The organism is Intestinimonas sp. HCP28S3_D6 (assembly GCF_052065695.1).
Lineage (GTDB): Bacteria > Bacillota > Clostridia > Oscillospirales > Oscillospiraceae > Intestinimonas.
This window is the reverse complement of record NZ_JBQHTM010000131.1, coordinates 1-1,135: the sequence shown is the minus strand read 5'-3', so window position 1 is coordinate 1,135 and position 1,135 is coordinate 1. Positions and strand designations below refer to the sequence as shown.

General features: G+C 48.8%; 1 protein-coding gene. It reads right to left on the bottom strand.

The annotated features are described in order from the left end of the window. Positions 1–99: 99 nt before the first annotated feature. Positions 100–1,077, bottom strand: a complete 978-nt coding sequence (locus tag ACTNBK_RS17060; RefSeq protein WP_441147882.1) for an IS5 family transposase — start codon at positions 1,075–1,077, stop codon at positions 100–102. Positions 1,078–1,135 lie beyond the last annotated feature (58 nt).

Below are 1,135 nucleotides of genomic sequence, written 5' to 3'. Positions count from 1 at the left end.
GGCAACACCGCGCAATGACATGAAAAAACCGCACCATCTGCCAATATCGGCAAACTGCGGCGGAGGATCAGCATATTTTCGTTGCATGGGCAAACCGAATCAAGCCGGCAAGCAACGCCTGTCAGCCAGAATCAGATTTGCCAGTGCAAATAACATATTCAATTTTGCGGTCTGTTTTCGCAGGCCTCGATACCGCGTCTTTCGGTATCGAAACAGGCCTTTCACTACGCCAAAGACGTGTTCCACTTTTGCCCGAACGGATGACTTTTCATGTTCTCTGCGTTTTAACTGAGCCTGCGATCTGGCTGAACCCTTTTTCATCTGCGAGGGACGACGATTGATTTTATAGCGAATGTGCTTGCCTGAATGGTTGGTGATGATGGCATCTTCACGTTTTTCAGCTCCAAGATAGCCGCTGTCACCGTATACGACCGTTTCTTCTCCGGTTAGTAACTTTGAAGTCATGGTAACGTCATGGACATTGGCGGCCGTCACCTTGAGCGTATGGATCAGACCGCTGTCTTTGTCCACGCCAATGTGGGCCTTATATCCAAAGTGCCATTCATTGCCCTTTTTCACTTGATGTGCATCCGGGTCCCGCTGCTTGTCCTGGTTTTTTGTAGAGGATGGAGCTGCAATGATGGTAGAGTCAACGATAGTGCCCTTTTTCAGAAGCAAGCCTTTCTCCCCCAGCAGCTTTATTACCTGTGCAAACAGCTGCTCCTGTAAACCATTGTGTACGAGGATATTTCGAAAGCGACCCAGTGTATCCCCGTCAGGCACCTGATTGCTGGACTCTACGCCGCAGAATTCTGAGAATGCACGACTGTCCATTGCCTCAGCAACTGTCGCCTCATCAGACAGATTATAAAGGTTTTGCAGCAGATATAACCGCAGCATCAGTTCCAGATCATAGGGCTTATTTCCGCGCTCCCCCTTGTAGTAGCACGGCTTAATCATGGCAATCCATCTGCCCCAGGGAACAATACGCTCTATCTGCTCAAGAAACTCTTTTTTCTTTGTCCGCACCTGCGCCAGTTCATCGCTCAGGCCCGACAGACTTATTTGTTTATTCATGTCTTTATTTTACCACGCAGTGACATTTTCTGCACACAGTTTTCTGTGCGGTGTTGCC